The sequence below is a fragment of the Kitasatospora sp. NPDC018619 genome, from assembly GCF_044391605.1.
Taxonomy (GTDB): Bacteria; Actinomycetota; Actinomycetes; order Streptomycetales; family Streptomycetaceae; genus Kitasatospora.
In genome coordinates, this window is the sequence record NZ_JBISAI010000007.1 from 213,602 (window position 1) to 239,017 (window position 25,416).

Annotated in this window: 17 protein-coding genes; 8 read left to right on the forward strand and 9 right to left on the reverse strand. The window is 73.2% G+C overall.

The annotated features are described in order from the left end of the window. Nucleotides 1-12: 12 nt before the first annotated feature. Entirely contained in the window at nucleotides 13-738 is a 726-nt protein-coding gene (gene hemQ / locus ACH5AR_RS13615; protein ID WP_396301550.1) for a hydrogen peroxide-dependent heme synthase, read from the reverse strand. After that, the gene (gene hemG / locus ACH5AR_RS13620; RefSeq protein ID WP_396301551.1) at nucleotides 735-2,165 is read right to left on the reverse strand and encodes a protoporphyrinogen oxidase; all 1,431 of its coding nucleotides are present in this window, start codon (nucleotides 2,163-2,165) and stop codon (nucleotides 735-737) included. The genes hemQ and hemG overlap by 4 nt, the downstream gene beginning before the upstream one ends. Nucleotides 2,166-2,534: 369 nt before the next feature. On the opposite strand from hemG, the gene ACH5AR_RS13625 reads away from it, so the two are divergent. Continuing rightward, entirely contained in the window at nucleotides 2,535-2,975 is a 441-nt protein-coding gene (locus ACH5AR_RS13625; protein ID WP_396301552.1) for a DUF523 domain-containing protein, read from the forward strand. A 30-nt stretch (nucleotides 2,976-3,005) separates the two neighbouring features. Here the strand turns inward: ACH5AR_RS13625 and hemE are convergent, their stop codons facing one another. After that, the gene (gene hemE / locus ACH5AR_RS13630) at nucleotides 3,006-4,019 is read right to left on the reverse strand and encodes a uroporphyrinogen decarboxylase (protein WP_396301672.1); all 1,014 of its coding nucleotides are present in this window, start codon (nucleotides 4,017-4,019) and stop codon (nucleotides 3,006-3,008) included. A gap of 236 nt (nucleotides 4,020-4,255) precedes the next feature. Here hemE and ACH5AR_RS13635 point away from each other — a divergent pair, with 236 nt between their 5' ends. From ACH5AR_RS13635 to ACH5AR_RS13655, 5 genes are all read left to right on the forward strand, one after another. After that, nucleotides 4,256-4,918: a DUF3000 domain-containing protein gene (locus ACH5AR_RS13635; protein WP_396301553.1), complete on the forward strand. Its 663-nt coding sequence runs from the start codon at nucleotides 4,256-4,258 to the stop codon at nucleotides 4,916-4,918. 321 nt (nucleotides 4,919-5,239) lie between these two features. Then, nucleotides 5,240-5,956: a response regulator transcription factor gene (locus tag ACH5AR_RS13640; RefSeq protein ID WP_316527151.1), complete on the forward strand. Its 717-nt coding sequence runs from the start codon at nucleotides 5,240-5,242 to the stop codon at nucleotides 5,954-5,956. A 242-nt stretch (nucleotides 5,957-6,198) separates the two neighbouring features. Next, on the forward strand, nucleotides 6,199-7,440 hold the full coding sequence (locus ACH5AR_RS13645; RefSeq protein WP_396301554.1) for an HRDC domain-containing protein: 1,242 nt from the start codon (nucleotides 6,199-6,201) through the stop codon (nucleotides 7,438-7,440). A 253-nt stretch (nucleotides 7,441-7,693) separates the two neighbouring features. Next, nucleotides 7,694-8,938: a thiolase family protein gene (locus ACH5AR_RS13650; protein WP_396301555.1), complete on the forward strand. Its 1,245-nt coding sequence runs from the start codon at nucleotides 7,694-7,696 to the stop codon at nucleotides 8,936-8,938. Nucleotides 8,939-8,940: 2 nt separating this feature from the next. Further along, nucleotides 8,941-11,088, forward strand: coding sequence for a 3-hydroxyacyl-CoA dehydrogenase NAD-binding domain-containing protein (locus ACH5AR_RS13655; RefSeq protein ID WP_396301556.1), 2,148 nt, complete (start codon nucleotides 8,941-8,943; stop codon nucleotides 11,086-11,088). Between the two features lie 98 nt (nucleotides 11,089-11,186). Here the strand turns inward: ACH5AR_RS13655 and ACH5AR_RS13660 are convergent, their stop codons facing one another. The 3 genes from ACH5AR_RS13660 to ACH5AR_RS13670 form a co-directional block, all read right to left on the reverse strand. Next, nucleotides 11,187-12,713, reverse strand: a complete 1,527-nt coding sequence (locus ACH5AR_RS13660) for an ArnT family glycosyltransferase (RefSeq protein WP_396301557.1) — start codon at nucleotides 12,711-12,713, stop codon at nucleotides 11,187-11,189. 150 nt (nucleotides 12,714-12,863) lie between these two features. Further along, nucleotides 12,864-14,768: a 1-deoxy-D-xylulose-5-phosphate synthase gene (dxs, locus tag ACH5AR_RS13665; RefSeq protein ID WP_396301558.1), complete on the reverse strand. Its 1,905-nt coding sequence runs from the start codon at nucleotides 14,766-14,768 to the stop codon at nucleotides 12,864-12,866. 258 nt (nucleotides 14,769-15,026) lie between these two features. Then, nucleotides 15,027-16,205: an ROK family protein gene (locus ACH5AR_RS13670; RefSeq protein WP_396301559.1), complete on the reverse strand. Its 1,179-nt coding sequence runs from the start codon at nucleotides 16,203-16,205 to the stop codon at nucleotides 15,027-15,029. Nucleotides 16,206-16,677: 472 nt separating this feature from the next. On the opposite strand from ACH5AR_RS13670, the gene ACH5AR_RS13675 reads away from it, so the two are divergent. Both ACH5AR_RS13675 and pepN read left to right on the forward strand, forming a co-directional pair. Then, nucleotides 16,678-18,360: a PQQ-binding-like beta-propeller repeat protein gene (locus ACH5AR_RS13675; protein ID WP_396301560.1), complete on the forward strand. Its 1,683-nt coding sequence runs from the start codon at nucleotides 16,678-16,680 to the stop codon at nucleotides 18,358-18,360. A gap of 231 nt (nucleotides 18,361-18,591) precedes the next feature. After that, complete coding sequence (gene pepN / locus ACH5AR_RS13680) at nucleotides 18,592-21,171, forward strand: aminopeptidase N (protein ID WP_396301561.1); 2,580 nt, start codon at nucleotides 18,592-18,594, stop codon at nucleotides 21,169-21,171. Between the two features lie 143 nt (nucleotides 21,172-21,314). Here pepN and ACH5AR_RS13685 read toward each other — a convergent pair whose 3' ends face one another. From ACH5AR_RS13685 to ACH5AR_RS13695, 3 genes are all read right to left on the reverse strand, one after another. Continuing rightward, a complete protein-coding gene (locus tag ACH5AR_RS13685; RefSeq protein WP_396301562.1) occupies nucleotides 21,315-21,488 on the reverse strand; it encodes a hypothetical protein in 174 nt (57 codons plus the stop codon). A gap of 74 nt (nucleotides 21,489-21,562) precedes the next feature. Beyond that, on the reverse strand, nucleotides 21,563-23,809 hold the full coding sequence (malQ, locus tag ACH5AR_RS13690) for a 4-alpha-glucanotransferase (RefSeq protein WP_396301563.1): 2,247 nt from the start codon (nucleotides 23,807-23,809) through the stop codon (nucleotides 21,563-21,565). A 1,101-nt stretch (nucleotides 23,810-24,910) separates the two neighbouring features. After that, nucleotides 24,911-25,279, reverse strand: coding sequence for a hypothetical protein (locus ACH5AR_RS13695; protein WP_396301564.1), 369 nt, complete (start codon nucleotides 25,277-25,279; stop codon nucleotides 24,911-24,913). Between the last annotated feature and the right edge of the window lie 137 nt (nucleotides 25,280-25,416).

Consider the following 25,416-nt stretch of genomic DNA (forward strand, 5'->3'; position numbering starts at 1 on the left):
GCCGGCGGTCGCTCAGACCAGGCCGTTCAGCAGCTCGCTCACCGGCTTGCGGCGGCCGGTGAAGAACGGCACCTCCTCGCGGACGTGCAGCCGGGCCCGGGACGGCCGCAGGTCGCGCATCAGGTCGACGATCCGGTGCAGTTCGTCGGCCTCGAAGGCGAGCAGCCACTCGTAGTCGCCGAGCGCGAACGAGGCCACCGTGTTGGCCCGCACGTCGGGGTAGCCGCGGGCCATCTGGCCGTGCTCGGCGAGCATCGCGCGCCGCTCGGCGTCCGGCAGCAGGTACCACTCGTAGGAGCGGACGAACGGGTACACGCAGACGTAGTCGCGCGGGCGCTCGTCGGCCAGGAAGGCCGGGATGTGCGACTTGTTGAACTCGGCCGGGCGGTGCAGCGCCATGTTCGACCAGACCGGCTCCAGCAGCCGGCCGAGGCCGGTGCGGCGGAAGCGGTTGTACGCCTCCTGGAGGTCGTCCGAGTCCGCGGCGTGCCACCAGACCAGGATGTCGGCGTCCGCGCGCAGACCGGAGACGTCGTAGGTGCCGCGCACCGTCACGTCCTTGGCGTCCAGCTGGGCGAACAGCTCGTCCACCTCGGCGGCCAGCGCGGCGCGGTCCTCGGGCAGCGCGCCCCTGAGCTTGAACACCGACCACATGGTGTAGCGGATGACCTGGTTCAGGTCGCGCGCCTTCTTCTTCTCGGGCCGCTGCTCCGGCTCCCGCTCAACGCTCTCAGTCATGCGCCCATTGTCCTCTCCGTGGAACCTTCCCCGGTCGTCGGGGTCAACAGTCTGTCGACGGCCTCGGCGGCCGCCGCCGCCGAACCGATGCACGCAGGAATGCCCACCCCGTCGTACGCGGCGCCGCACAGCGCCAGCGCGCCCACGCGCCCCGCGGCCGCCCGGATCCGGGCCACCCGCTCCAGGTGCCCCACCGGGTACTGCGGCAGTCCGGCCGAGAAGCGGGAGACGAAGGTGTCGTACGGCCGGGCGGTCAGCCCGATCGCCTCCTCCAGGTCCGCCAGTGACCGCGCCACCAGCTCCTCGTCCGGCAGCCCCAGCGCCTCCTCCTCGCGGTACCGGCCCAGCGAGGTGCGCAGCAGGAACGCGTCCGGCGCGGAGCGCTCCAGCCAGCCCCACTTGTTGGAGGAGAAGGTCGACGCCTTGATCCGCCGCCCGTCCACCGGCGGCACCAGGAAGCCGCTGCCGCTCGGGAGCTCGGCCAGGTCGGCGCGGCGGAAGGCCAGGGTCACCAGGGCCATGCCCGCGTACTCGACGGCGTCCAGCTCGGCGGCGGCCGCCGGGGCGTCCTCGCGCAGCAGCCGGGCCGCGGCCGGGGCCGGGACGGCCAGCACCACGGCGTCGGCGTGCAGCACCTCGCCGCCGGTCGCCACCCGCCAGCCGTCGGGGGTGCGGCGCAGCCCGTCCACCGGCGCGTCGGTGCGCACCTGCGCCCCGGCCGCCGCGCAGGCCGCGGCGACCGCCCCGGGCAGGGTGCCGAGGCCGCCGCGCAGGCCCTGGAACACCGGCGTGCCGACCACCTTCGGCCGGGAGGCCAGCTCGTGCACCCCCTCGACCAGCGAGCCGCCGCCGCGGGCGATCGACAGCAGCTGCGGTACGGCGGCGCGCAGCGAGATCTCCTCGGCGCGGCCGGCGTAGACGCCGCCGAGCAGCGGCTCGACCAGCCGGTCCACCACCTCCTGGCCCAGCCGGTCGGCGACGTAGCGGCCGATCGCGACGTCCTCGCCGACCTCGGTGGGCCGTTCGTGCCGGGCCCGCTCCAGGCCCTCGTCGCTCAGCACCCCGGACGCGGCCAGCGCCGCCAGGTCGCCGGGGACGCCCATCACCTGACCGCCGGGCAGCGGCCGCAGCGCGCCGCGGGTCCAGATCGCGGCCTTCGCGGTGGTCGGCGGCTCCAGTTGCCCGCCGAGCCCGACCGCCCGGGCCAGCTCGACCGCCTCCGGCCGCCGGGCCAGCACCGACTCGGCCCCGAGGTCCACCCGGACGCCGCCGACCTCGCCGCCCCACAGCTTCCCGCCGACCCGCCCGGACGCCTCCAGCACCGTCACCCGCGCCCGCGCGGGCCCCCCGGCCGCCCCGCTCAGGAAGGCGGCCGCAGCCAGCCCCGCGATCCCACCACCGACGACGACGACCCGTGCTTCCGACATGCTCCGCAGTCTCGCAGGTCTTACACCGGAAGCCTCAATCCGCTGCTCGCGCGAGGCCGACCGTGTCCGGGAGGACGTGCACGGCGCCCGACCGTCCTCTTCTTCCTCCTCGACGATCCGGTGGGGCGGGATGCCGGCCTCGGCGTCAGGTCGCCGGCGACTTCGCCGTGCCGCCGGCGCTGCGGGGACACCGCGAGGACCAGTGCTCCGCCGATCGGGTCGGTGTGCCGCGGCGCCTGCGGCAGGTGGTCGGGGCCGTCGGCGAACCGACCCCCGTCCCCGGGCGCGTACATCCGGTCCGGCAGCTCGCGCCCGGCCCCGGGACAGCCAGTCGGAGGGGCACGGCGGCCGCCACCTAACCTGTGTGCCATGGAACCGATCGTGGTGAGTGCGTGTCTGGCCGGGGTCCCCTGCCGGTACGACGGGCGGGCGAAGACCTCCGACGCGGCCCTGCGGCTGGTCGGGGAGGGGCGGGCCGTGGTGGTGTGCCCGGAGGGGGCGGGCGGGCTGCCGACGCCGCGGCCGCCGGCCGAGATCGTGGGCGGGGACGGCGCGGACGTGCTGGACGGGCGGGCCCGGGTGGTGGACGCGACCGGGGCGGACTGCACCGCGGAGTTCCTGGCCGGTGCCCGGGCGGCGCTGGCCGCCGCCGAGGAGGCGGGCGCCCGGCGGGCGCTGCTGATGGCGCGCAGCCCGTCCTGCGGCTGCGGGCAGGTGTACGACGGGACGTTCGACGGGCGGCTGCGCCCCGGCGACGGGGTGACGGCGGCGCTGCTGCGGCGGGCCGGGATCGACGTCACCTCCGGGTGACGCCGGTCCGGCCCGCCGCGGCGGGGCGGGTCAGCGCGCGCTGGCCTCGTGGACGAAGGCGACGAGGCGGCTGAGCGCGTCCGGGTCCATGGACGGCAGCACGCCGTGGCCGAGGTTGAAGATGTGGCCGCTGGTGCCGAGCGCCTGGGCGGCGTGCAGCACCTCGCGGGCCTTGGTCTCGACGACCTTGGTGGGCGCGAACAGCACGGCCGGGTCGAGGTTGCCCTGGAGGCCCTTGCCCGGGCCGACCCGCTCGGCGGCGACGTTCAGCGGCACCCGCCAGTCGACGCCGACGATGTCCGCGCCGGCCTGGCCCATCAGGCCGAGCAGTTCTCCGGTGCCGACGCCGAAGTGGATCCGCGGCACGCCGTAGCCGGCGACGGCGTCGAAGACCTTGGTGCTGGCCGGCATCACCGAGCGGCGGTAGTCGTCGGGCGCGAGCGAGCCGACCCAGGAGTCGAACAGCTGGACCGCCGAGGCGCCGGCCTCGATCTGCACCTTGAGGAAGGCCGAGGTGATGTCCGCGAGCCGGTCCACCAGGGCGGCCCACAGCTCGGGCTGCCCGTACATCATGGCCTTGGTGTTCTCGTGGTTCTTGGAGGGCCCGCCCTCGACCAGGTAGCTGGCCAGCGTGTACGGCGCCCCGGCGAAGCCGATCAGCGGGGTCCCGCCGAGCTCGTCCACCAGCAGGCCGACGGCCTCGGTGATGTAGGGGACGTCGTCCGGCTCCAGCGGGCGCAGCCGCTTCAGGTCCTCGGCGGTGCGGATCGGGTCGGCGATGACCGGGCCGATGCCGGGCTTGATGTCGACGTCGATGCCGACGGCCTTGAGCGGCACCACGATGTCGCTGAAGAAGATGGCCGCGTCCACCTTGTGCCGGCGCACCGGCTGGAGGGTGATCTCCTTGACGAGCTCGGGCCGCATGCAGGACTCCAGCATGGGGATGCCCTCGCGGACCTTCAGGTACTCCGGCAGCGAGCGGCCGGCCTGGCGCATGAACCACACCGGGGTGTGCGGCACCGGCTCGTGCCGGCAGGCGCGCAGGAACGCGGAGTCGTGTGCGGCGCCGCGGCGCCCGGGGGTGGTCGGGCCGTCGTGGGGGGCCGCCGTGGTGTCTGCCGTTGTCTCGCTCACGCGTCAAATCTTCGCACGCGTGCCGGGCCCGGTTCCCCGGCCGGGCTCGTCGGTTCCTCCAAGATCTGTCCGGGTTTGCCGTTCCGGCACGCCGCTGGGAGAGAAGTTGCGGCGATAACCCCGTTCCTCGACCTAGTCTTCGGGACATGGCAGCGGTCGGAGGGCACCCCGCGCAGGGTGGCGGAGCAGGTGGCGGAGCGGGTCGCGAGGGGGCGCCGAGCGAGTTCCGGGCGGCGGTGGCGGCCCTGGACGGGGCCCGGCTGCGGCCCGAGGTGCGGCTCTCCCCCGCGCCGGCGCCGCGCCGGCTCGCCCCGTACTCCTTCGCGGTGACCGCCTCGGTGGAGGTGGACGGCGAGGAGCTGGCGGACGGCCGGCTGGTGCTGCTGTACGACCCGGCCGGGCAGGAGGCCTGGAACGGTGAGTTCCGGGTGGTCACGATGACCCGGGCCGAGCTGGAGCCGGAGATGGCCGACGATCCGATGATCTCCGAGGTCGGCTGGGCCTGGCTGCTGGACGCGCTGCAGGCGCACGGCGCCGGGTACGCGGAGCCGTCCGGCACGGTGTCCCTGGCCTCCTCGCAGTACTTCGGGGGCCTGGCGGACCGCCCGGCCTCGACCGAGATCGAGATCCGGGCCTCCTGGACCCCGGCCGACGGCCGCTTCGAGCGGCACCTGGCGGCCTGGGCGGACCTCCTGTGCATCAGCGCCGGCCTGCCGCCGGCCGCCCCGGCCCCGCAGGGCCCCGGCGAGGGTCCTTCACTCGGTGGGGTGGTCCCGATGCCGGCCCGGCGACGCCCCCGGTCGCACTGACGGGTGGTGCGCGGCCCAGGCGGCGGCCGGCGGCCGGACGCCACCCCCAGGGCTGACGGAGTGTGACTTCGGACCCGCTCTACGTCAATTCCTCGGTCGACTTCGACCGTTTGGTGCCGAATCTGATCGATTTTGTGCGAATACCAGGCATGTCGCATCAATCATTTGCGCGATTTGTCCGTATTGTTACTCACTAGATCGTGATCTTTCGCTAAAGCCGGGCGCGGTTGCTGCCGAAGCAGACTGTGACCCTTTCCGAACGCGGAACACTCCGAACCGCCCCCATCGGGGTTCCGTCCGCCACTCCCCGCAGGAGGCCTGGTGTCGGTCCTTCTTGAGCACCCCGCAAACGTGGTCGCCTACCGGCCGACCAAGCCCACCGCCATGGTGGTCATCGCCGATCCCCGCGTCCGAAACACCGTCACCCGCCACCTGTGGGCGCTCGGTGTCCGGGACGTGATCGAGGTGTCCTCGATCGCCGAGGCCCGCCCCCGGGTCTCCACACCCCGCGACATCTGCGTCGCCGATGTGCACCTCCCGGACGGCTCCGGGCTGACCATCCTCGCCGAGACCCGCGCCGCGGGCTGGCCCAACGGCCTGGCGCTCTCCGCCGCCGACGACATCGGCGCGGTCCGCAGCGCGCTGGCCGGCGGCGTCAAGGGATACGTGGTGACCGGCACCCGGACGAACGTCGCGATGCCGGGCCGCCCGGGCCTGCCGCTCGGCGCCGCCGGGCTGGCCGGCCGGATGCGCCGCCCCGGCATGCCGGGCATGCCGGGCGCGGCCGGTGCCCCGGGCGCCCCCGGAGCCCCCGGTGCGCCGGGAGCCCAGCAGGCCGCCTACCGCGAGCTCTCCGGCCGCGAGGTCGAGGTGCTGCGGCTGGTCGCCGAGGGCCAGTCCAACAAGGCGATCGGCGTGGCGATGGGCCTGTCGGCGCTCACCGTCAAGAGCCACCTCGCCCGGATCGCCCGCAAGCTGGGCACCGGCGACCGCGCCGGCATGGTCGCGGTCGCGCTGCGCACCGGCATCATCCACTGAGCCGGACGCTCCGGACCGCTGCGGCGGCCGAGGAGGAACGTTTCCTCCTCGGCCGCCGCAACGCTGTCCCCGGGCCCCCACGGCCCCCGGACCGTCCCTGCGCCGCCCCCTGCCCGGCGCCTGACCGACCCCTGGCCGGCCTCCCGACCCGCCTCGCGGGCGAACGGACGGCCCCCGGGCGATCAACAGTCTGACCAGTCCGACAACACTCCCGGTCGCGAGGACCGTCGTACCCTTGGGGGGTGACCGACGCCGTAGCAGCCATCCCAGAAGAAGCAGCCCCGGTCCCGCTCCTCGAACCGAGGGAGGGGATCCCGCCCGTGGTGGCGGACGAGCAGGCGCTGGCCGGCGTCGTCGCCGCCTTCGCCCGAGGCACCGGACCGGTGGCCGTCGATGCCGAACGGGCCTCCGGCTACCGCTACGGGCAGCGCGCCTACCTGATCCAGCTGCGCCGCGAGGGATCCGGCTCCGCCCTGATCGACCCGATCGCCTGCCCGGACCTCAGCGCGCTCGGCAGCGCCGTCGAGGACGCCGAGTGGGTGGTCCACGCGGCGAGCCAGGACCTGCCCTGTCTGGCCGAGGTCGGCATGAGACCCCGGCGCCTGTTCGACACCGAGCTGGCCGGGCGGATCGCCGGCTTCGCCCGGGTCGGCCTCGGGCCGATGACCGAGAACGTGCTCGGGCTGAGCCTGGCCAAGGAGCACTCCGCGGTCGACTGGTCCACCCGCCCGCTGCCCGAGCCGTGGCTGCGCTACGCCGCTCTGGACGTCGAGGTGCTGGTCGAGCTGCGCAACGCACTCGAACGGGAGCTGGACGCCCAGGGCAAGCTCGGCTGGGCGCTGGAGGAGTTCGCCGCGATCGCCGCCGCCCCCCGCCCGGCCCCGCGCAACGACCCGTGGCGCCGCACCTCGCAGCTGCACAAGGTCCGCCGCCGCCGTCAGCTGGCCGTGGTGCGCGAGCTGTGGCTCGTCCGCGACCGGATCGCGCGGGACCGCGACGTCTCGCCGGGGCGGGTGCTGGCCGACGCCGCGATCGTCAACGCCGCGCTCGCCATGCCGCTGAACATCGCCGCCCTCCAGGCCGTCCAGGGCTTCGGCCCCCGGGTGCACCGGCGCCAGCTGGAGCAGTGGCTGGCCGCCGTGCAGCGCGCCCGGGAGATCCCGGAGAACCTGCTGCCGCCGGCCACCGCGCCGCACGACGGACCGCCGCCGCCGCGGGCCTGGGCCGAGAAGGACCCGGTGGCCGCCGCCCGGCTCTCCGGCGCGCGGGCCGCGATCGCCGAGCTGGCCGAGCGCTACCACCTGCCGGCCGAGAACCTCGTCACCCCGGACCTGGTCCGGCGGGTGTCCTGGCAGCCGCCGGCCGAGCCGGGCCCGGAGGGCGTGGCCGCGGCGCTGCGCGGGCTCGGCGCCCGGCAGTGGCAGGTGGACCTGGTGGCGCCGGCGGTGGCCGCCGCGTTCGCCGCGGCCGCCGCCCAGGACTGAGCACGGCACCGATCCGGCGACCCGCGCAAGGGGACGTCGTCCGTACGGGCGACGTCCCCTTCGTCGTGCCCGGGGCCGCGTTCCTGGTCGGACGGGTCGGGGAACGTGTCGCGGGACACACGGTCGGATCCCTCCGAGGGGCCTGGGCAGGTTGGTTACCGGCGGGTAGCATGGCCGTGATGCGGCGCCGCTCGGGTCTTCGACGGCGGCAGCCGCCCACCCCGAAATGTTGGTCCCTGGGAGGAGAGCCCCCGTGCCTCGTACCGCGAGGGACGTCGTCTTCGTCGATGGCGTCCGCACCCCGTTCGGCAAGGCCGGCCCGAAGGGCATCTACCACGAGACGCGCGCCGACGACCTGGTCGTCAAGTGCATCCGGGAGCTCGTGCGCCGTAACCCGAACCTGCCCGTCGAGCGCATCGACGAGGTCGCCGTCGCGGCCACCACGCAGATCGGCGACCAGGGTCTGACCATCGGCCGCACCGCCGCCCTGCTGGCCGGCCTGCCGAAGTCCGTCCCGGGCTACGCGATCGACCGCATGTGCGCCGGCGCGCTGACCGCCGTGACCACCACCGCCGGCGGCATCGCCTTCGGCGCGTACGACGTGGTCGTGGCCGGCGGCGTCGAGCACATGGGCCGCCACCCGATGGGCGAGGGCGTCGACCCGAACCCGCGCTTCGTCTCCGAGAAGCTCGTCGACGAGTCCGCCCTGTTCATGGGCATGACCGCCGAGAACCTGCACGACCGCTTCCCGCACCTGACCAAGGAGCGCTGCGACGCCTACGCCGTGCGCTCCCAGGAGAAGGCCGCCAAGGCGTACGCCAACGGCGACATCCAGCCCGACCTGGTGCCGATCTCGATCCGCAACACCAACCCCGAGGTCGGCGAGACCGGCTGGGGCCTGGCCACCGTGGACGAGCCGATGCGCCCGGGCACCACGATGGAGGACCTGGCGGGCCTCAAGACCCCGTTCCGTCCGCACGGCAACATCACCGCGGGCAACTCGGCCGGCCTGAACGACGGCGCCACCGCCTCGCTGCTGGCCGCCGAGGACGTCGCCGAGGAGCTCGGCCTCCCGGTCCGGATGCGCCTGGTCTCCTTCGCCTTCGCCGGCGTCGAGCCCGAGGTCATGGGCGTCGGCCCGGTGCCGGCCACCGAGAAGGCGCTGGCCAAGGCCGGTCTGACCATCGACGACATCCAGGCCTTCGAGGTCAACGAGGCCTTCGCCGTCCAGGTGCTGGCCTTCCTGGACCACTTCGGCATCGCGGACGACGACGAGCGCGTCAACCCGTACGGCGGCGCCATCGCCTTCGGCCACCCGCTGGCCTCCTCCGGCGTGCGCCTGATGAACCAGCTGGCCCGCCGCTTCGAGCAGCGCCCGGACGTCCGGTACGGCCTCACCACGATGTGCATCGGCTTCGGCATGGGCGGCACCGTCATCTGGGAGAACCCCCACTGGAGCGGCGCGACCGAGAACACCGAGCTCGAGGGTGGTAAGTGACCATGAGCAACACCACTGAGCTGCTGACCCGCGGCGCCGAGCTCTTCCCGGGCGAGGTCGTCACGACCGCGCACGTCCGCCACCTCGACCTGCCGCTCCAGGCCGGCAGGCTGGCGCTGATCACCCTGGACAACGGCTTCGACCACACCAAGCCGACCACCTTCGGCCCGGGTTCGCTGCTCAAGCTGGACGAGGCGCTGGACCGGGTCGAGGCCGAGGCGGCCGAGGGCCGGATCGTCGGCGCCGCGATCACCGGCAAGCCGTTCATCTTCGCCGTCGGCGCCGACCTCAAGGGCGTCGAGCTGCTGAAGGAGCACGCCGACGCGCTGGCCATCGGCAAGGGCGGCCACGACGTCTTCAAGCGGATCGCCGCGCTGCCCGTCCCCACCTTCGCCTTCTACAACGGCGCGGCGATGGGCGGCGGCGTCGAGGTCGGCCTGCACTGCGACTACCGCACGGTGTCGGCGGGCGTCCCGGCCTTCTCGCTGCCCGAGGTCTTCCTCGGCCTCGTCCCCGGCTGGGGCGGCTGCACCATCCTGCCGAACCTGATCGGCGCCGCCAAGGCCGTGAAGGTCGTCATCGAGAACTCGATGAACCAGAACAAGCAGCTCAAGGGCAAGGACGTGTTCGAGCTGGGGATCGCCGACGCGATCTTCGAGCCGGCCGACTTCCTGGAGCAGTCGCTGCTCTGGGCCGCCAAGGTCGTCAAGGGCGACGTCGTCGTCGAGCGCGAGGCGATCGACCGCGGCAAGGCCTGGGACGACGCCGTCCTGTGGGGCCGCATGGTCGCCGACGCCAAGGTGCACGGCGCCGCACCGGCCGCCTACCGGGCGCTGGACATCATCGCCGCCGCCAAGGACTTCGACCTGGCCGACAAGGCGAGCCTCCAGGCCGGCTTCGACGCCGAGGACGCGGCCCTGGCCGACCTCATCATGAGCGGCGAGCTGCGCAGCGGCATCTACGCCTTCAACCTGGTCCAGCGCCGGGCCAAGCGCCCGGTCGGCGCGCCGGACAAGTCGCTGGCCCGCCCGGTCACCAAGGTCGGCGTCGTCGGCGCCGGTCTGATGGCCTCGCAGCTGGCGCTGCTGTTCGCCCGCCGTCTGGAGGTGCCGGTGGTCCTCACCGACATCGACCAGGAGCGCGTCGACAAGGGCGTCGGCTACGTCCACGCCGAGATCGACAAGCTGCTCGGCAAGGGCCGGATCGGCCAGGACAAGGCCAACCGCCTCAAGGGCCTGGTCTCCGGCTCGCTGGACAAGGCCGCCGCCTTCGGCGACGCGGACTTCGTCATCGAGGCCGTGTTCGAGGAGATGGGCGTCAAGCAGGCCGTCTTCGCGGACCTGGAGAAGGTCGTCTCGCCGGCCTGCGTGCTGGCGACCAACACCTCCTCGCTGTCCGTCACCGAGATGGCCTCGAAGCTCCAGCACCCCGAGCGGGTCGTCGGCTTCCACTTCTTCAACCCGGTCGCGGTCCTGCCGCTGCTGGAGATCGTCCGCGGCGACGCGACCGACGACGCCGCGCTGGCCACCGCCTTCGCCGTGTCGAAGAAGCTGAAGAAGACCTCGGTCCTGTGCAAGGACCGCCCGGCGTTCGTGGTGAACCGGATCCTGACCCGCTTCATGGGCGAGATCCAGAACATCATCGACGAGGGCACCCCGATCGCCGACGTCGAGAAGGCCGTCGAGCCGCTCGGCCTGCCGATGTCCCCGATCGTGCTGCTGGAGCTGGTCGGCCCGGCCATCGCCCTGCACGTCTCGGAGACCCTGGCCGGCGCCTTCCCGGAGCGGTTCACCGTCTCCGAGAACCTCGGCCGGGTGGTCAAGGCCGGCAAGCGCGGCTTCTACACCTGGGTCGACGGCCAGCAGGTGCTCGACCCCGAGGTGCTGGAGCTGCTCTCCTTCGGCGACTCGGTGCTCACCGGCGAGCAGGTCCGCGCCCGCGCCCTGGAGGCCGTCGCGCAGGAGATCGGCCTGATGCTGGAGGAGGGTGTCGTCGCCGAGGCGCAGGACATCGACCTCTGCATGATCACCGGTGCCGGCTGGCCCTTCCACCTGGGCGGGATCACCCCGTACCTGGACCGTGAGGGCATCTCGGAGCGGGTGAACGGCAAGCGCTTCCTCGCCCCCGGCGTGGCCTCGGTGCCCGCGTAGCGCACACCCGCCGTACGCACGGGAGCCCCGGTGACCAGTCGGTCACCGGGGCTCCTCGGTGCGTACGGGCCTGCGCCAGCGGGCCGTGGTCCACCGCCTCAGTGCTTGAGGCGGTAGACCACGGTGTCGGCGAAGACGCCGACCATCTCGTAGTGGGTGTCCAGCAGGTTCTCGATCCGCGGGACCATGACCGGCTGGTACGGGGCGATGCCGGAGTCGTCCACCACGACCTCCGGCAGGCCGTTGGCCAGCTCCTTGTCGAAGGTCTGCCAGGCGTTGGCCACGCTGAACTGCTCGCCGACGTTCTGGTTGCCGTCCTTGCCGCCGCTGTAGTTGGTGAGGAAGCCGGCCGTCAGGTAGCGGCTGGCGGGCTTGCGGCCGGCCAGCCAGTACAGCTCCGGGTGCATGCCCCAGACCAGCATGGTGTCCTTCGGGGTGGTCTGGGCGGCGACGGCGGTGGCCACCTCGGTGGTGCGGTTGAGCCGCTCCCCCGGCCAGGCCAGCGCCAGGCCCCAGAACACCGTCGCGGCGGCCGTGGTGTACACCAGGACGGGCTTCCAGCGGATCGCCGAGGTGGCGACCGCCCCGGTGCCCAGCAGCACCATCGGCGGCATCAGCTGGAGGTAGTAGTGGCCGAAGAAGTGGAAGCCCACGCTGACCGCCACGGCCGAGGAGAGCAGCCAGACCCACAGGTCGGTGGTCGAGCCGTGCTCCTCGCCGGCCGCCGGCAGCGGCCGGTGGCGGCGCTTGAGCCAGAGCCGGCGCGCGACCGGGAACAGGAAGCCCAGGCCGGCCGCGGCCAGGATGGCCGAGTTGCCGAAGGCCCGGCCGAGCATCTGGAGCCAGGCACCGCCGAAGGAGGCGTAGTCGCCGCTGCCGGTGACCACCCAGAAGAGGAAGCCCTTGGGCTTGGTGAGGATCACCGCGACCAGCGCTATCGGCAGGACGAAGCCGAACCCGATCTTGAACAGCGCCGGCGGCCAGCGCACCCCGCGCCGGCGGGCATCCTGGAACAGCATCCAGAGCACCGGCAGCATGACCGCGCCGCCGGTCTGTTTGGTCAGTGAGCACAGGGCCACGGCGATGCCCGCGGCCAGCCAGCGGCGCCGTTCGGCGTACCGGAAGGCGGCCACCATGGCGGGCAGCATGAAGACCTCGAAGGTCGCCGCCTGGGTGTCCTCCGGGGAGAGCCCGATGGAGACCAGCAGGTAGAGCAGCCCGGCCCCGGCCCCGGCGCGGTTGCCCCAGCGGCCGCGGGCGATCGAGGCCAGCAGGATCGCGGTGACCAGGTGGGCCACCACCGCCAGGGTGCGCAGCGGCCAGAGCGAGGCGGAGCCGAAGACCGCGAAGCAGGCCTGGTAGAGCCAGGGCAGCAGCGGCGGTTTGCGGTCCACCACGGTGTCGTACAGCACCCCGCCGTCCGCCAGCATCCGGGCCTGGGTGGCCAGGAAGCCCTCGTCCGGGCTCCAGACGGGCCGGGCGAAGGAGGGGATGTGGGTCAGCAGCGCGACCAGGGCGAGCACCGGCACCAGCCTGGTCCAGTAGCCCGTGAGCACACGGGCACGGACGCGCTCGGGCAGGCACTCGGCCAGTCCGGCGAGGCGGGGGCGGGTGGGGGTCGGCACGAGTGACAACCTACCGGGCGGGATCGGCGTCGGCCGCGCCGGTCCCGCCTTTCGGTGCGATAGTCAGCTTGTTCCGTGACGAACTGTTACGGAGTTACGACAAATGGTCGTCGGCGGAGCGGTGATCCGCTCCGCCCGCACGGCCTCCGGTCAGGCCTCGACCGGCGCCGCGTCCAGCTTGGCGACCAGCGCCGTCACCTTTCGGGCGATGTCCGGAGCGTTCAGGCCGATCTCGGCCAGGATCTCGGCCCGGCTGGCGTGGTCCAGGAACTCCTGCGGGATGCCGAAGTCACGGACCGGCAGGTCCACGTCCGCGTCCCGCAGCGCCTGCGCCACGGCCGCGCCGACGCCGCCCACCCGGCCGTTGTCCTCGATCGTGACGACCACCCGGTGCTCGGCGGCCAGGCCCGGCAGGGCCGGGTCCACCGGCTTGACCCAGCGCGGGTCCACCACGGTGGCGGTGATGCCCTGGGCGCCCAGCAGGTCGGCGACCTCCAGGCTGGTGGGGGCCATCGCGCCGACCGAGACGACCAGCACGTCCGCGCGGTGGGCGCCGGAGGGCTCCCCGGCGGCGCGCAGCACGTCCATGCCGCCGATCCGGCCGACCGCGGGGACGGCGGGGCCGACCGTGCCCTTGGAGTAGCGCACGACGGTCGGGGCGTCCTTGACCTCGACGGCCTCGCGCAGCTGGGCGCGGACCTGGTCGGCGTCGCGCGGGGCGGCCAGCCGCAGGCCCGGGACGAGCTGCAGCATCGACATGTCCCACATGCCGTTGTGCGAGGCGCCGTCGGTGCCGGTGACGCCGGCCCGGTCCAGGACGAAGGTGACGCCCAGCCTGTGCAGGGCGACGTCCATCAGGACCTGGTCGAAGGCGCGGTTGAGGAAGGTCGCGTAGACCGCGAATACCGGGTGCAGGCCGTTGGTGGCCAGGCCGGCCGCGCTGGTGACGGCGTGCTGCTCGGCGATGCCGACGTCGAAGATCCGGTCCGGGAAGGCCTCGGCGAACGGGGCCAGGCCCACCGGGTGGAGCATCGCGGCGGTGATGCCGACGACGTCCTCGCGCTCGTGGCCGAGCGCGACCATCTCCTCCGCGAAGACCGAGGTCCAGTCCTTGCCGGAGCTCTTGATCGGCAGGCCCGTCTCCGGGTGGATCACGCCGACGGCGTGGAAGCGGTCCTCGTCGTTGTTCTCGGCGGCGTGGTAGCCGCGGCCCTTCTCGGTGAGGCAGTGCACGATCACCGGACCGCCGAAGCCGCGCGCCTTGGTCAGCGCGGACTCCAGGGCGGCCTGGTCGTGGCCGTCGATCGGGCCGATGTACTTGAGGCCGAGGTCCTCGAACATGCCCTGCGGGGCGATGAAGTCCTTGAGGCCCTTCTTGGCGCCGTGCAGCGTCTCGAACAGCTGCTGGCCGACCACCGGGGTGCGCTGGAGCGCGTCCTTGCCCCAGGACAGGAACCGCTCGTAGCCCTGGGTGGTGCGCAGGGTGGCGAGGTGGTTGGCCAGGCCGCCGATCGTCGGGGAGTACGAGCGCTCGTTGTCGTTCACGACGATGACGAGCGGGCGGTCCTTGGCGTCGGCGATGTTGTTGAGCGCCTCCCAGGCCATGCCGCCGGTGAGCGCGCCGTCGCCGATCACCGCGACGACCGGGTCGTTCCTGCCCAGGATCTGGTTGGCCTTGGCCAGGCCGTCGGCGTACGAGAGGACGGTGGAGGCGTGCGAGTTCTCGATCACGTCGTGCTCGGACTCGGCCCGGGACGGGTAGCCGGACAGGCCGCCCTTCATCCGCAGCCGGGAGAAGTCCTGCCGGCCGGTGAGCAGCTTGTGCACGTAGCTCTGGTGGCCGGTGTCGAAGAGGATGCGGTCGCGCGGCGAGTCGAAGACCCGGTGCAGCGCGATGGTGAGCTCCACCACGCCGAGGTTGGGCCCGAGGTGGCCGCCCGTCTTGGAGACCTCGGTCACCAGGAAGGTCCGGATCTCCTGGGCCAGTGCGGCCAGCTGTCCGGGCGTGAGCCGGTCGAGATCGCGCGGTCCCCGAATGCGGGTCAGCAGGGCCACCCGTTCCTCCTCGTTCAGTGTTCGCGGACCACGGACGGTCCGGCGGGCGTCGCTGCCCGGTCCGGCGGCGGGCCGACGGTCCGGCCGGTGGCGACCGGTCGAGTCTAATGTCCGCCTGCCGGACACCGAGCGGCGCGCCCGGTGCCACCGTTCGGTTACCGCCATTCCGGGAGGTCGGACCGGGAAGGCGGTACACGCCGGATTGACGGACAGGTGTTCGATGACCCGCCGCCCCTGGCGGCCCGTCCGGCGCCGCGGTCAGACCCGGCCCAGCGCGCCGGACTCCCCCATCTCGCTCATCACCAGGGCCAGCGCGCCGAGCACCTCGGCCCGCCCGCCGAGGGTGCCGGGGACGACCGAGAGCTGACGGGCGGCGCTCGGGATCGCGTAGCGGGCCACCGAGTCCCGGATCGGGGCGAGCACCAGCTCACCGGCCTCGGCGAGGTCCCCGCCGAGGATCACCCGGCGGGGGTTGAGCAGGTTGCACAGGGTGGCGACGCTGGTGCCGATCTGCCGGCCCGCGTCGGCGATCACCCGGCGGCAGCCGAGGTCGCCCTGCTGGGCCAGCTCGACCACCCGGGGCAGGCTGAGGTCCCGGCCGAGGGTGGGCACGAGCAGCGAGAGCAGGTAGCGGGAGCCGACGAAGGTCTCCAGGCAGCCGCGGTTGCCGCAGCGGCAGACCGGCCCGGCCTCGTCCAGGGTGATGTGCCCGATCTCACCCGCGGTGCCGCCCGGGCCGCGGTAGATCTGGCCGTTCACCACCAGCCCGGCGCCGACGCCGCTGGCGACCTTGATGTAGGCGAGGTCGCTCAGCCCGCGGCCGGCGCCCCAGACCAGCTCGCCCAGCGCGCCCAGGTTGGCGTCGTTGTCCACGTGCACCGGCATGCCGAGCCGCTCGGCCAGCTCCCGGCCCGGGGCGATGCCCGTCCAGCCGGGCAGGATCGCGGTGGATCCGAGCGCGCCGGTCTCCACGTCGATCGGGCCGGGCACCCCGAGGCCGACGCCGATCACCTTCCCGGGGCGGAACCCGGCCTGCGCCAGCAGCCGCTCGACCATCGCCTCGGCCCGGTCGAAGCCCTGCTGGGCGGAGACGTCGACGTCGATCGGAGCGCTCTCCTCGGCCAGCACCCGGTGGGCCAGGTTGCCGACGGCGACGCGCAGGTGGGTGTGGCCGAAGTCGATGCCGACCACGATGCCGGCGTCCCCGCTGAGCGAGACGCTGCGGGCGCGGCGGCCGCCCGAGGAGGTGTCGGCGACGACGACGGTGCCGCTCTCCTTCAACTCCCGCACGATGTTGGACACGGTGGCCGCGGACAGTCCGGTGCCGCGGGCGATCTCGGCCTGGGTCAGCGAGCCGGCCATCCGCACCGCGCGGAGCACCCGTTCCAGGTTCGCCCGGTGCAGCGACGACTGCGAGCCCGGTGTGTCCGTCGACATGATCCACCCTCCCACCGCGGGAACCCCTCCGCCGGGCGTCCCCTTCAACTCCTGAAGGGTACGGCCCGGGGGCCCGGGCGGGGACCCGGCCGGGGCGGGCGGGAGCGCCAGGGGGCGCGGACGGCACGCGACCGGCGCGGGGCACGGAGCGGGGGCGCGCGCGTGGGGGCGCGGTGATCGGACGGTGAAGGTCTTGCGCGGCCTGGACCTGCGAGGACGGCGATCCGCCGTCCTGGCGACGGCCGAAAATCACGCACCACTAGCATGGGTGCCACTTCTCACCCGTCCCATCGGAGCCGTGGACGGCACCGGCAGGGGGACGCTTCCAGACATGACGGGGAATCAGATGGCAGGGGATCACCCTACGCCGGGGGCGGGCGAAGCGCCCGGCAGCGGTCCGCAGGACAACCGGGGCGTTTCGTTCGGACGCCCGCCGGGCGGCGGTGTCGATCCGGCCGCCGTCGCGGACCAGATGACGCAGCTCGACGGCGCCGCCGTCCCGGGGCAGGTCGCGCCCGGCCCGGTCGCACCCGCGGGCCCGCCGCCCGCCCAGCCGCCGGCACCGCCCGGGCAGCCGCCCGTCGGCAGCCCGGAGTACGCGCCGTACGCGCCGACCGCGACCGGCTTCCCCCACCAGGCCCCGCCGCCGGCCGGCCCCGCCCCGGTCGGCCCGTACGACCCGGCCCCCGGCGCCCCGTACGGCGCGCCGGACGCCGGGCAGGGCTACCACCCCGCCGGCCCCGCCGGGTACGGCTATCCGCAGCAGCAGCCGGGCTACGGCTACCCCGCCGCGCCCGTGCCGCCCAAGCAGCGCAACCCGGTGGTGCTGTGGGGCGGGATCGTCGGCGGCGTGCTGGCGATCGCGATCGCGGTCGCCCTGGTCGTCCTGCTCAAGGACCCCAAGCCCGCCCCCTCGCCGGACCCGGGCCCGATCAGCGGCGGCACCAGCGGCGGCACCGACAACGGCGGAACGGGCAACGGCCCCACCTCCGCCGCCAAGGGCGGCGCCTTCACCGTCGCCTGGAGCGCCCCCAAGCCGGCCAACTCGGACAGCTCGAACCAGATGCTCGGCATCTGGGGCACCGACAAGCTCGCCGTGCGCGTCGACAGCACCGGCATCAGGGCCTACAACCTGGCCGACGGCAAGGAGGCCTGGACCATCCCCGTCCCGGCCGGCAGCAAGGAGCTGTGCACCGCCTCGTACGGCGCCAACTCCAAGGGCGTCGCCGCCGTCTCCTTCAACACCGGTGACAGCGACTGCTCCACCGTCGGCGCCGTCGACCTGGCCCAGGGCAAGCTGCTCTGGAGCGTCAAGGTCTCCGCCGACCGGATGTCCTCGCCGACGCTCAGCGTCACCGAGAACGTCGTCGCCGTCGGCGGCAACGCCGTCGGCGCCCTGAACGTCGCCACCGGCCAGCCCGCCTGGCAGTACCAGCCGCGCGACAAGGACTGCATCCTGCGCGGCAAGGCCGCCGGTACCCAGATCGCCGTCAGCGACCGCTGCTACGGCACCAGCGGCCCGAAGTCCCAGCTGGTCATCGTCAACGCCGAGACCGGCAAGGCGGCCAGCACCCCGATCACCCTCACCGGGAGCATCGAGGAGGTCGACTCGGTCATCCAGGACAAGCCGCTGGTGCTGCTGATGTCCAGCGGCCCGCAGGGCGACTACATCCTGCCGTTCGACAAGGACAACAAGCCGGGCAACCAGATGTCCGTCAAGGAGCCCGGCTCGGACAGCCTGCGCCTGTCCGGCCAGGACGAGGCCCTCACCCGCAACGTGGTCAGCGGCAGCACGCTGTACGTCCAGGTCAGCGGCACGAAGGCGGGCATCAACGCCTACGACCTGAACACCGGCAAGCGGCTGTGGTCGGCCAACTCCGGCTCGTCCTCCAACGACATGCGGCTGGTCGCCGGGACGGACAAGGAGGGCAAGGTCCGCGCGGTCGTCGACCAGGGCTACAACAAGCCGGCCCGCCTGGTGACGCTCTCGCCGACCGACGGCTCGATGACCGACCTCGGCACCATGGCCATGCCGTCCAGCATGAGCATCGGCAGCAGCAGCTCCGAGTACCTGATCTCGGACGACGGCGCCGCCGTCTACGCGTTCCGCCGCTACAGCGCGAGCGACGGTCCGCTGACCAAGTGGAAGAAGTGACGCCGGGGGCCTGACCTTCCGGCACGGCACGGGGCCTGACCCTCCGGCACGGCGCCGGGGGCGTACGGCCCTCGGCACGGCACGGGGGGCGTACGGCCCTCGACGCGGACCCACCCGGGCGGGGCGGGCACGGGCTGATCGCCCGGCCCGTCCCGCCCGCGATTTTCCGGCCGTCCCGTGCGTTGGACGTGCGAGGATTCGGACCATCAGTCTGACAAAGGAGTGCAGCGAGTGCCCGGCACAAACCTGACCCGTGAGGAGGCCCGCACCCGGGCCGACCTCCTCCACGTGGACGCGTACGACATCGAGCTCGACCTCGGCTCGGCCCGCGAGGGCGGTACCTTCCGGTCCACCACCGTGGTCCGGTTCACCGCCACCACCCCGGGGGCGGAGACCTTCATCGACCTCGTCGCCCCGAGCGTCGAGGAGATCACCCTCAACGGCGAGCGGCTCGACCCGGCGAGCTTCGCCGACAGCCGCATCCCGCTGCCGGGCCTCGCGGCCGAGAACGAGCTGCGGGTCGTCGCGAACTGCGAGTACACCAACACCGGTGAGGGCCTGCACCGGTTCGTCGACCCGGTCGACGGCGAGACCTACCTGTACACCCAGTTCGAGGTGCCGGACGCCCGCCGCGTCTTCGCCAACTTCGAGCAGCCCGACCTCAAGGCCGCGTTCGCGTTCACCGTGACCGCGCCGGCCGGCTGGGTCGTGGTCTCCAACTCGCCCACCCCGGAGCCGACCGGCGAGGGCGACACCCGGGTCTGGACCTTCGAGCCCACCGGCCGGATCTCCAGTTACATCACCGCGCTCGTCGCCGGGCCGTACGTCGGGGTCTTCGACACCTACGAGAACGGCGGGCAGAAGGTGCCGCTGGGCGTCTACTGCCGCCCCTCGCTGCGCGAGTTCCTGGACCCGGAGGCCGTCTTCGAGGTCACCAAGCAGGGCTTCGACTACTTCCAGGAGAAGTTCGACTTCCCGTACCCGTTCGCCAAGTACGACCAGCTCTTCGTCCCGGAGTTCAACGCCGGCGCGATGGAGAACGCGGGCGCCGTCACCCTGCGCGACCAGTACGTGTTCCGCTCCAAGGTCACCGACGCCGCCTACGAGGCCCGCGCCGCGACGATCCTGCACGAGCTCGCCCACATGTGGTTCGGCGACCTCGTCACGATGGAGTGGTGGAACGACCTCTGGCTCAACGAGTCCTTCGCGACCTTCGCCGAGGCGGTCTGCCAGGCCGAGGCCCCCGGCTCGAAGTGGCCGCACTCCTGGACCACCTTCGCCAACCAGATGAAGACCTGGGCGTACCGGCAGGACCAGCTGCCGTCCACCCACCCGATCATGGCGGAGATCAACGACCTGGAGGACGTCCAGGTCAACTTCGACGGCATCACCTACGCCAAGGGCGCCTCGGTGCTCAAGCAGCTGGTGGCGTACGTCGGCCAGGACGCCTTCTTCCGCGGCGTGCAGGCGTACTTCAAGCGCCACGCCTGGGGCAACACCCGGCTCGACGACCTGCTCGGCGCCCTGGAGGAGGCCAGCGGCCGCGACCTCAGGGCCTGGTCCAGGGCCTGGCTGGAGACCGCCGGCATCAACGTGCTGCGGCCCGCCGTCACCGTCGACGCCGAGGGTGGGATCGAGTCCTTCGCCGTCCTCCAGGAGGCCCCTGCGCTGCCCGCCGGGGCCAAGGGCGAGGCCGTGCTGCGGCCGCACCGCATCGCGATCGGCCTGTACGAGCTGAACGGCGACGCGCTGGTGCGCACCGACCGGATCGAGCTGGACGTCGACGGCCCGCGCACCGAGGTGCCCGAGCTGGTCGGCCGGCAGCGCCCGGCCGTCGTGCTGCTGAACGACGACGACCTGTCGTACGCCAAGATCCGGCTGGACGAGGACTCGATGGCCGTCGTCACCGAGCACCTCGGCGGCTTCACCGAGTCGCTGCCGCGCGCGCTGTGCTGGGCCTCCGCCTGGGACATGACCCGCGACGGCGAGCTGGCCGCCCGCGACTACCTGGCGCTGGCGCTGTCCGGCATCGGCCGCGAGAGCGACATCGGCGTCGTGCAGTCGGTGCACCGCCAGGTCAAGCTCGCCCTCGACGCCTACACCGACCCGCAGTGGCGCGAGGAGGGCCTCGGCCGCTGGGCCGCCGCCGCGGAGGAGCACCTGCGCGCCGCCGAGCCCGGCAGCGACCACCAGCTGGCCTGGGCCCGCGCCCTCGCCTCGGTCGCCCGTACGGACGGTCAGCTGGGCCTGCTCGCCGGGCTGCTGGACGGCTCGGCCGAGATCAAGGGCCTCGCGGTCGACACCGAGCTGCGCTGGACCCTGCTCACCCGGCTCGCCGCCACCGGCCGGGCCGACGAGGCCGCCATCGCCGCCGAGCTGGAGCGGGACAACACCGCGGCCGGCCAGGAGCACGCGGCCACCTGCCGCGCCGCCCGGCCGACCGCCGCGGCCAAGGCCGAGGCCTGGGCCTCGGTGGTGGAGTCCGACAAGCTGACGAACTATGTGCAGGAAGCGGTCATCGCCGGCTTCCAGCAGTCCGACCAGCGCGAGCTGCTCGCGCCGTACGCGGCGAAGTACTTCGCCGCGGTGAAGGGCATCTGGGAGACCCGCAGCCACGAGATCTCGCAGCAGATCATCGTCGGGCTGTACCCGGCCCTGGAGGTGACGCAGGAGACGCTGGACGCGACCGACGCGTGGCTGGCCTCGGCCGAGCCGGCGCCGGCGCTGCGGCGCCAGGTCGTCGAGGCGCGGGCGGGCGTGGAGCGCGCGCTCAGGGCCCAGGCGGCCGACCGTGCGGCGGGGGCCCGCTGACGGTGCGCTGACAGCCCGAAGGGGCGCCGGACGGGATCGTCCGGCGCCCCTTCGGGGTCGTGCGGGTCTTCGGGGACGGGGCCGGTCCTGCGGGGGTGCTCGTCAGGGACCGGCCGGTCCTGCGGGACGACTGCGCGGGGTGGTTACTTCTTCTTGCCCTTGCCGTACGGCAGGCCCGCCAGACCGGCGATCAGCGCGAAGGCGACCAGCGGGAGGAACACGTACAGGCCGAGGGTCTCACCGACACTCAGGCCGGAACCCGGGTCGTCACCGTCGTCCCTGGTGAAGGCCATGGCGGGCGACGTCAGCAGCATCATCAGCGTGACCGTTGCGCAGACCGCGCCGGCTCGCAAAGCGTTCCTCTTGTCCACGTTTCCAACTTACCCGCCGCTTATGGGAGCGCGCGCGTCGGGGTGGGGCCGGCCGGTCCGCCGGGCGCCGGGCCGGTGGGCGGCGGGCCGGTGGGCGGCGGGGTCGGGCCGGTCGGGCCGGTGGGCTGTGGGGTCGGGCCGGTCGGGCCGCCGGGGCCGCCGGGGCCGCCGCACGCGAGCAGCTGGGCGAGCAGGCCGGCCGCCGGGGCGGCGGCGAGCGCCTCCAGGGTGACCGGGGCGCCGGAGCCGTCCGCGACCGGAAGGCGCCAGTTCGGGTACTGGTCCCAGGTGCCGGGCAGGTTCTGCGGGCGCGGGTCCCCGACCAGGTCCGGCAGCCAGACCCCGACCAGCTCCGCCGGGGTGGCCCGCAGGAAGCGGTACAGCACCGGCATCGTCAGCGGCTCGTCGGCGGCGAGCAGCCCGAGCCGGCCGAGCTCGGCCCGCCAGTCGGCCAGCTCCGCCGCCGCCTGCTCCTGCTCCTGCGCCAGCGGCCGGGCCAGCAGGCCCAGCCGGTGCCGCAGCTCGACGTGCTCGCCGGACAGCCTCGCCGCGGTGCTGGGCAGGTCGTGGGTGGTCAGGGTGGCCAGGCAGTCCCGCCGCCAGCGGTCCGGGCCCAGCACCGCGCCGCCGCCCTGCCAGTCCCGCTCGAACCAGAGCACCGAGGTGCCCAGCACCCCGCGGTCCGCCAGCTCCTCCCGCACGCCCGGCTCCACCGTGCCGAGGTCCTCGCCGATCACCGCCGTCCCCGCCCGGTGCGCCTCCAGCGCCAGCACCCCGAGCATCGCCTCGGCGTCGTAGCGCACGTACGCGCCCTCGGTCGGCGGGTGGCCCTTCGGCACCCACCAGAGCCGGAACAGGCCCATCACGTGGTCGATCCGCACCGCCCCCGCGTGCCGGGCGGTGGCCCGCAGCAGCTCCGCGTACGGGGCGTAGCCGGCCTGGGCCAGCGCGTCCGGGCGCCAGGGCGGCAGGCCCCAGCCCTGGCCGTGGGCGTTGAAGGCGTCCGGCGGGGCGCCGACCGAGATGCCGTCGGCCAGCACGTCCTGGAGCACCCAGGCGTCCGCGCCGTCCGGGTGGACGCCGACCGCCAGGTCGTGGATCAGGCCGACCGGCATGCCGGCCTCGCGGGCCGCCCGCTGGGCACCGGCGAGCTGCTGGTCGACCTGCCAGGCGAGCCAGAGGTGGAACCCGACCCGCTCCTCCAGTTCCGTCGCGGCGCGCTCGACCTGTGGGCCGTCCGGGTGACGCAGGCCCTTCGGCCAGTGGTGCCGGTCCGGGCCGTGCTCCTCGGCCAGGGCGCTCCACAGCGCGTGCCGGCGCAGCCACTCGCCCTCGCGCCGCAGGTACGCCTCGTACTCGGCCCGCCGCCCGGGGCCCCGCGGGACCTCGTACAGCAGCTCCAGGGCCTCGCGCTTGAGCTGCCAGACGGCGTCCCGGTCGATCAGCGCGTCGTGGCCGAGCACCTCCGCGCGCAGCCGGGCCGCGCGCCGGCCCAGCTCCTCGGCCCGGTCGCGCGCGGCGCCGTCCAGGTACCCGTACTCGGGGACGGCCTCGATGCGCAGGTGCACCGGGTCGGCGAAGCGGCGCGAGGACGGGCGGTACGGGGACGGGTCGGAGGGGGTGCCGGGCAGCGCCTGGTGCAGCGGGTTGATCTGCACGAAGCCCGCCCCGAGGCCGGCCCCCGCCCACCGGGCCAGCTCGCCGAGGTCGCCGAGGTCGCCCATGCCCCAGGAGCGCTCGGAGAGCACCGAGTACAGCTGGGCGAGGAAGCCCCAGCTGCGGCCGGGCAGCTGCGGCAGCCGTTCGGGGGTGACGACCAGCGCGGCCCGCGCCGTCCGCCCGGCGCACTCCGCGGTGAGCGCGTGCCGCCCCAGCGGGAGGTCCCCCGGCACCCAGTGCGAGTGGCCCCGCGGCAGCTCCCAGCTGCCGCCGTCCTCCAGCTCCACCCGCAGCCGGGCGTCCGCCGGCACGTCCAGCGCGGTGCGCCGGCCCTGCCGCACCACCACGCACGGCGGCAGCAACCGGTCGCGCTGCTCGGCCCGGTGACGCTCCAGCGCCTCCCGCACCTCCTGCGGCGTCCCGGCCGCCACCCCCATCGCCCCCAGCACCGCCACCAGTGTCCGCGCCCCCACCGCCTGCCCGCCCGGCCCCGGATGGCGGGTGTCCACCCCGTACGCCCGCGCCAGCGCCACCAGTTCGGCGGGCGGCGGCGGAGCGTCCTGCGCCGGTACCTGCTCGACTCCGTCACTGTCGTGGTATGCGGCCACTCGCGGCTCCTGCGATGTCTCGGCAACGCCCGGGTCGGGACAGCCACAGTCCTACCCGCGTGACACCACGATCACCCAGCGCGACACAGCCTCGCCCCCGTCGGCTCTTCGGCGCAGCGAGTGGCATCGCCCGGCGCACATCAGCCAGGCCTGCGCAACCGAACGGGTTGACCGTCAGCCCTGGACTGCCCGGAACCGAACTCGGTCGCCGACATCGAACGGGACGACGAGGCCTGGAACCAGTGACCACAGCTCTCAACAACCACCCTGTGCCGTCGCACCCGAGCATGCGGACGGTCTGCACTCATCGACGCCCTGCGCAGGCCCCGACGCACAGGCCGACCGCCAGCCGCGCTGCTGCGCCATCAGGAAAGTGCCGCCACAAGAACCTCTCACCGCTGACGCCGGCCTACGGAGGAGATCCCACGCAACGTCGCCCGCAACGACCTCCCTGGCCACGCCCACATCGGCGTCACCGCCACCGTCTACGCACACGTCCGGCTCCGCCTCCAACATGACGCCATCGACCTTCTCAGCCGCACGCCCGGAAGGCACTCCTAAGCCGCCACCGAGCCCGACGACGTGATGATCCAACGGTTTGTGCAGCACCCGTACGCTGTGCCGCCAACTACTGCCGTCAAGATGCCATGAAGCTCTCTTCGGTAAGCTCCAGAATTGCCCTCTTACGCTCCGGACTATCCTGAAGCCGGCACACTGAAGCTTCAAGGAGGCGACCGCCCGAAACTCCCTTCCGAAAGGCCTCGGAAAAGGGCAGCTGCTGGCTCAAGAAGCAGTTTCATCGCCATCACGGCTTTGGAATTGCTTGACAATGGCATACCGTTGCAGTCCTCGCCGTAACATAACGGCCCGCCGAACCATCGACGGTCCGTTACGGCTAATTGAGACCAAGGCCGCGTCAAACATTCTGCACCATTGATCCAGCGCCCGGGAAGCGTGTCCGACAGGCCTGCCCCCTGGGATTCTCGCGGCTTGGATGCTTAGGCGGGCTAGGCGTAGCCTTGCGCCAGCGACCCAAGAGGGTCAGCCAAGTTTTCTAGATTCATCAGAGCCTTTCCGAGAAATCCAATAGCCGCGCTTAGTTCAATTCCTTCGGCCGCCTCCTCGTACACAGGAAGCCCCCTGCGGCTGGCTCAGGTCTTCGGCCATCCCGCCCGAGTCGCCCTGAATTGCAACAGCCGCCATGCATGAGGATTCCCCGATGCGCACACTCGCGACAATCTCGACCTCCCTAGAGTGTGCAAAATCCGGGCCGATGGAAACCGTAAAGCGATGCAAGGATGTAAACTTCACCGACTCCCCGGTCGACTCTATGAGAATCTGGTGAACCAATTCAACGACACCGTCGAATTCATATTCACGCAGAAGTCTGCCGGAGAAGCCGGTGAGTCCGTCATGAAATTTCCCCAGACTCGCCAGAGTGCTGGCTACAGCGTCCTGAGCCTGCTTCATTTGGGACCATCCCCCCTATGTCTATCGAGGCGGGGGGGGGGGGGGGGGGGGGGCGGGCGGGGGGGGGGGGGGGGCGGGTTCCATCCGAAGGCGCGATGGGAGGTGCGTAGTGGCCTGGGGGGGGGGGGGGCCGCGTC